General features: G+C 66.3%; 6 protein-coding genes. 4 read left to right on the top strand and 2 right to left on the bottom strand.

Going from position 1 to position 5,575, the window contains the following annotated elements:
• The coding region (locus AYO52_RS14195) for a sulfite exporter TauE/SafE family protein (protein ID WP_156523624.1) at nt 1–473 on the top strand (473 nt) is incomplete at its 5' end.
• 60 nt (nt 474–533) lie between these two features.
• On the top strand, nt 534–1,811 hold the full coding sequence (locus AYO52_RS14190; RefSeq protein WP_067718696.1) for an MFS transporter: 1,278 nt from the start codon (nt 534–536) through the stop codon (nt 1,809–1,811).
• A 213-nt stretch (nt 1,812–2,024) separates the two neighbouring features.
• Here AYO52_RS14190 and AYO52_RS19295 read toward each other — a convergent pair whose 3' ends face one another.
• On the bottom strand, nt 2,025–2,108 hold the full coding sequence (locus tag AYO52_RS19295; protein WP_371517860.1) for a four-helix bundle copper-binding protein: 84 nt from the start codon (nt 2,106–2,108) through the stop codon (nt 2,025–2,027).
• Between the two features lie 216 nt (nt 2,109–2,324).
• Between AYO52_RS19295 and AYO52_RS14185 the strand changes: the two genes are divergently transcribed.
• Complete coding sequence (locus tag AYO52_RS14185; protein WP_082924039.1) at nt 2,325–2,777, top strand: transposase; 453 nt, start codon at nt 2,325–2,327, stop codon at nt 2,775–2,777.
• Nucleotides 2,774–3,829, top strand: a complete 1,056-nt coding sequence (locus AYO52_RS14180; RefSeq protein WP_082924038.1) for an IS3 family transposase — start codon at nt 2,774–2,776, stop codon at nt 3,827–3,829. The genes AYO52_RS14185 and AYO52_RS14180 overlap by 4 nt, the downstream gene beginning before the upstream one ends.
• A 365-nt stretch (nt 3,830–4,194) precedes the next feature.
• On the opposite strand, the gene AYO52_RS14175 is transcribed toward AYO52_RS14180, so the two are convergent.
• Nucleotides 4,195–5,496, bottom strand: coding sequence for an APC family permease (locus tag AYO52_RS14175; protein WP_067718698.1), 1,302 nt, complete (start codon nt 5,494–5,496; stop codon nt 4,195–4,197).
• Nucleotides 5,497–5,575: the final 79 nt, after the last annotated feature.

Genomic DNA, 5,575 nt, shown 5'->3' with positions numbered 1-5,575 from the left:
TCGACGGCCTCGTCGTGGGCGCCGCCACCGGACTGGTCGGCGCGGGCGGCGGGTTCCTCGTCGTCCCGGCCCTCGTGCTCCTGGCCGGTCTGCCGATGACCGCCGCGGTCGGCACCTCCCTGCTCGTGATCGCCATGAAGTCCTTCGCCGGGCTCGGCGGATACCTCACCTCGACCAGCCTCGACTGGCCGCTCGTCGCCGCGGTCACCACCGCCGCGATCGCCGGCTCGTTCGCCGGTATCCGGCTCACCTCCGTGGTGCCGGAGAAGGCGCTGCGCAAGGGCTTCGGGGTCTTTGTCCTACTCATGGGCGCCTTCGTCCTGTCCCAGGAACTGCCCTTCCCCGCCGCACCGATCATCCTCGGCGTGGTGGCTCTGCTGGCGCTCGCGGCGGCCATCTGCTTCGTGGCCGTCGACCGATGCCCCCTGCGTTCGCCGCAGAGCCGCGCCGAGCCGGCGCTGCGCACTGCTTAGCGGAGCGGCACGCAGCAAAGGCCAAACCGCCCTGACGTGGTCGATCGCGAGGGGGAAAGCATGACCAGTGAACGCACTCTCAAGCTTGGCCTGAAGGCCAACGCCGCCCAGTTCACGCTGCTCGTCGCCATCAATGCGCTGGTAGGCGGCATGGTCGGACAGCAACAGACCGTCCTGCCCCTGCTGGCCACGGACGTCTTCGGCCTGACCGGCTACACCTTCATCTTCACCTACGTGGCCGCCTTCGGCATCACCAAGGCGATCGCCAACTACTTCGCCGGGACCTTCTCCGATCGCTACGGACGTAAACCCGTCCTACTGGTCGGGTGGCTCTTCGCCATCCCGGTGCCACTGATGCTCATCTGGGCGCCCGACTGGACCTGGGTGGTGGCCGCCAACGTCCTGCTGGGCATCAACCAAGGCTTGACCTGGTCCACCACCGTGGTTATGAAAATCGACCTCGTCGGCCCCCGGCAACGCGGCCTGGCGATGGGTCTCAACGAGGCCGCAGGTTACGGCGCCGTCGCCGTGACCTCGCTGCTCGCCGGCTACCTGGCCGGGCAATACGGCCTGCGACCGGCACCGTTCCTGGTCGGCTTGGCCTACACGGCACTGGCTCTGGTGCTGTCCGGGGTCTTCGTCCGCGAGACCCGCGATCACGCACTCCTGGACGCGGGGCGGCACGTTGCCCGCCCGGATGGTCTGCACGACCATCTTCATGCCGGCCTGAAAGACCGCGAGATCGCGCTCCAAACTAGCTTCAAGGAACCGGCCCTGTCCTCGGCGAGCCAGGCCGGGCTCGTCAACAATCTCAACTTCGGCCTGTCATGGGGACTCTTCCCCCTGTTGTTCGCCACTGCAGGCCTGCCCGTGGGGCAGATCGGGCTCCTGTTCGCGCTCTACCCCGCCGTCTGGGGCGTGGGACAGCTGTTCACCGGCGCGCTCTCGGACCGGATCGGCCGCAAGAACCTCATCTCGGCGGGGATGGCCACCCAGGCGGCCGCACTGGTCGTCATCGCACTCGGCAACGGGTTCGGCGTGTGGGCGGTGGGCACCGTGATCCTGGGAGCCGGAACCGCGATGGTCTACCCGACACTGTTGGCGGCGATTGGCGACGTGGCCCATCCTGTATGGCGGGGACGAGCCGTCGGGGTCTACCGCGTGTGGCGCGACCTGGGATACGCAGTCGGTGCAGTGCTCGGCGGGATCGTCGCCGACGCCATGGGTATGCACGCAGCAGTGTGGGCCGCCGCCGCCGTCAGCGCCGTCTCGGCCGCCGCGGTAGCGATCCGCATGTACGATACGCACACACCGCTCGCCGTCGGAGACGAGCGGTGATGACTGACCCGACCTCGGCGACCGGGCCATTCGAGACCCAGGCGGATCAATAACGCAACCGACGATCACTCACCCAAAACACTGCAGGTTAAAAGGCCACGCACCTGTCGGTGCCTCAACTCAACACCCTTCAGCTTTACAGAATGACTGGATATCGGCGGGTGGCCCAGCCTGGTCGATTGTCGTACGACCGACCAGGCCGGGCATGGATCGTTAGCTGATCGCGGACAGGAGGTCGGTGCAGGCCTGTTCGCATTTGCGGCAGGCTTCGGCGCAGACGCGACAATGCTCGTGCATGTCCTCGTGCTTCTTACACTCGGTGGCACATTCTGCGCATGCTGTCCGGCATGCCTCGAGCGTGGTTTTGACCGTGGCGAGGTTCTGCCCGGTGCGACGGCTGAGGATTTTGCCAGTGGTTGCGCAGAGATCGGCGCAGCCCTATCCGCCAGACTGAGGTGAGACACCCGGACTGGCTGGATGAGAGGCTGGGGCGCGACTGAAGGAGAACCCAGCATGACGATCACTGCTACCACTGCTGCGGCCGTGGAGGCCTTGCAGCCGACGCCGGTGCCGGCACAGGAGACGGTGGAATCCCCGCGGGCCGGGCGGCCGGCGCGGCGGACGTTCACCGCCGAGTACAAGCGGCGGATCGTCGCTGAGTACGACCAGGCCCCGGCCGGTGAGAAAGGCCGGGTGCTGCGGCGTGAGGGACTCTACGATTCCAGCGTCAAACAGTGGCGGGCCCAGATCGAAGCCGGAACACTGGGCAGGGTGTCCAAGAAGAAGCCTCGGGCGGGCCTGTCGCCGGAACAGGCGCGCATCGCCGAACTGGAAAAGCAGATCGGCAAGCTCGAGACGGACGCGGCCCGAAAGGACGAGGTCATCGCTGATCGTGACGCCGCTTTGGAGGTCATGGGAAAAGGTGTCGCGTTCTTGGAGGCGCTCTCGAAAAAGAACACGCGGTGAGCCGGGCGGCCTGGCGCACCTGGCAGGCCGAGACCGCGCAGCTGCTGACCGCGCTGCTGGGTGTGGTGCGCGCATGTGCGCTGGTTGGCCGGTCGCGGGCAACGCACCACCGCCAGGCGAATCCGAAGCCGCGCGCCTACGGCCCGCACCCCAAAGCCCGACATCCTGCCGAGCTCAGCGACCCGGACCGCGCCGCGGTGCTGGGCGTGCTCACCAGCGACGCTTACGCCGATCTGTCGGTGGCCCAGGTGTGGGCCCGAGAGCTCGACGCGGGCCGGTATCACTGCTCGCAGCGCACAATGCACCGCATCTTGGCCGCCCAGGCGATGAACGGCGAACGCCGCAGGCAGGCTACCCATCCGCCGCGCAAGATTCCCGAGCTGGTGGCGACCGCGGCAAATGACGTCTGGTCCTGGGATATTACGAAAATGCGGGGTCCGGCCAAGGGCGTCTGGTACCACGCCTATGTCGTCATCGACATCTTCTCCCGCTACGTCGTCGGGTGGCGGATCGAGACCGTCGAGGACGGCGAACTGGCGGCTGACCTGGTCGCTGACGCCATCGCTGAGCAAGGGCGGGCACCGGGGTATCTCCACGCCGACGGGGGCGCGGCGATGACCTCGAAGCCATTGGCCTCGCTGCTGGTCGACCTGGATGTCATCCGGTCGCACAATCGGCCGCGCACCAGCAACGATAACCCCTACAGCGAGTCTCAGTTCAAGACCATGAAGTACACACCGGACTACCCGGAGCGGTTCGCCAGCATCGGCCACGCCCGTGCCTGGATGAACCGGTTCACCCACTGGTACAACCACGAACACCGGCACAGCGGGATCGGACTGCACACCCCGGCCAGCGTCCACGACGGCACCGCCGATCACATCCGCGACAAGCGGCAGCTCGTGCTCGACGCTGCCTACGCCAAGCACCCTGAACGGTTCACCCGGCGCCCGCGCCCACCCCGGCTACCAGAGAAAGTGACCATCAACGACCCCGCAGCCCGATCAGCCGAAACTAGCCAGGCTCAACCGACCACTGCACGTCTCAATTGATTTGACACGCTCCGCAGTCAAGGTTGAGGCGAATGCAGTTCCGTAGGTCTGCGACCATCTCTTCGGCCAGGCAGGCGTCAGCGCACGAGGTGCAAGTCTGTGCGCATTCGAGACACGCGGCGATGCAGTCGGCAAGCTTCTGCACGTCTATGCCGGAAGCGTCGTTGGGGTGGGTTTTGATCATTGAAGTGATGTGAGACATCGATGTGCTCCCTTCTTCTCCGAGTCGTCGCTGGAGGCGCCCAGCTAACGCCGACGCTACTGATGCGCAGAACTGGCTACAGTCCCTCGGTTCGACCTTCGCAGAATCTTTGTAATAACAAGCGTCCAATACCCGTTGTATCGGCTTTTCGCAGAAGGGCGGATCATTGTGCGGAGCGGTGACGCACGGTGATCCACTGCGCTGTGATGATGACTAGGGCCACGATCGCGGTGATGCCCAGCGTGAGTGGGTCGGACTGCGCCTTGAGCAGGAGGAAGGGTACGAGCACTGCGACGTCGAGGACGATCGCGACCCACGGGATCCACGCCTTGGCATTGACGTCGTCCTTGAGGCGTCGGACGATCCCGTAGTGGATGGCGATGTCCATTGCCAGGTACAAGATCGCCCCCAGGGAGGCGATCTGTGACAGGTCGAAGAAGGCTGCCATGAGGATCGCCAGGCCGGCTGTGATGTAGAGCGACTGGTGTCCGCCGGCCCCGGGTAGTCCCGGCACCTGGCCCATGTCGCGGAGCATGTCGTAGAGCTTGGAGACAGAGAACAAGCTCGCGATGAGTCCTGACAGCGTCGCCACCACCGCGATGATCACGGTCAGCGTGACGCCCCAGGATCCGAACATCGGCTTGGCAGCCTCGGCGAGGGCGTAGTCGCGGGCCCCGATGATCTGCGGAACGGTCAGGCTGGCGGTTACTGCGACGGTGATCAACAGGTAGAGGACGGTGCACAGGGCGATGGAGATCATGATGGAGCGGCCGATGTTGCGCTCCGGGTCCCGTAGGTCCGCGCCCTGGTTGGTGATCGTGGTGAAGCCCTTGTAGGCCAGGATGCACAGGGCCACCCCGGCCAGAAAGCCCATCCAGCCGTGCTCCGGTGGGGTGCGTTCGGCGACGGTGAACAGTCGGCCCAGCGAGGACACGCCCGCGGCCAGGATGCCGGCGATCGCCAGCACCGCGATGCCCACGATCTTGAGCGCCGCGGTAGCGGTGGCTGACCGCTCGACCCACTGGTTGCCCACCAGGTTGACCAGCGCGGCGGCGGCGATGGCGAGCACTGCCAGCACCGGCACCCACAGGGAGGAGTCCTGCATGCCGAACGGCCGCAGCACGTAGGTGCCGAAGGTCCGCCCCAGCAGGGACTCGGCGAGGATCATCGACACGTACATGAACAGGGAGAACGTGCCGGCCGCCACCCCGGGCCCGTAGGCGGCTTTGAGCAGCATCGCGATCCCGCCCGAGGACGGGTTGGTGGCCGAGTACCGGATGTAGGAGTAGGAACTGAACGCCACCACCACCGCGCCGGCGAGGAACGCCCACGGCACCCAGCCGCCGGCCAATTCCGCGACCTGGCCCACGAGGGCGAAGATGCCGGCTCCGATCATTACCCCGGTTCCCAGCGCGACGGATCCGGTGAGAGTGAGCTTGTCTTGGGACTGTGTGCTGTGGTCCATGCTGACCGCACTACCTTCCTGCCGGTGGGTGGCCGCGTCGGTGGCGATATCGGCGTGGACCGTTCCCGCTCTGGTGGAC

The organism is Dietzia sp. 111N12-1 (genome assembly GCF_001658045.1).
Lineage (GTDB): Bacteria > Actinomycetota > Actinomycetes > Mycobacteriales > Mycobacteriaceae > Dietzia > Dietzia kunjamensis.
The sequence above is the reverse complement of the archived record's forward strand: the minus strand, read 5'-3'. Positions and strand labels throughout refer to the sequence as shown.

Bases quoted from the DNA above. Each gene is read 5' to 3' on its own strand.
- AYO52_RS14190 (WP_067718696.1), top strand. From the start codon at position 534: ATGACCAGTGAACGCACTCTCAAGCTTGGCCTGAAGGCCAACGCCGCC.
- AYO52_RS19295 (WP_371517860.1), bottom strand. From the start codon at position 2,108: ATGCACGAGCATTGTCGCGTCTGCGCCGAAGCCTGCCGCAAATGCGAA.
- AYO52_RS14185 (WP_082924039.1), top strand. From the start codon at position 2,325: ATGACGATCACTGCTACCACTGCTGCGGCCGTGGAGGCCTTGCAGCCG.
- AYO52_RS14175 (WP_067718698.1), bottom strand. From the start codon at position 5,496: ATGGACCACAGCACACAGTCCCAAGACAAGCTCACTCTCACCGGATCC.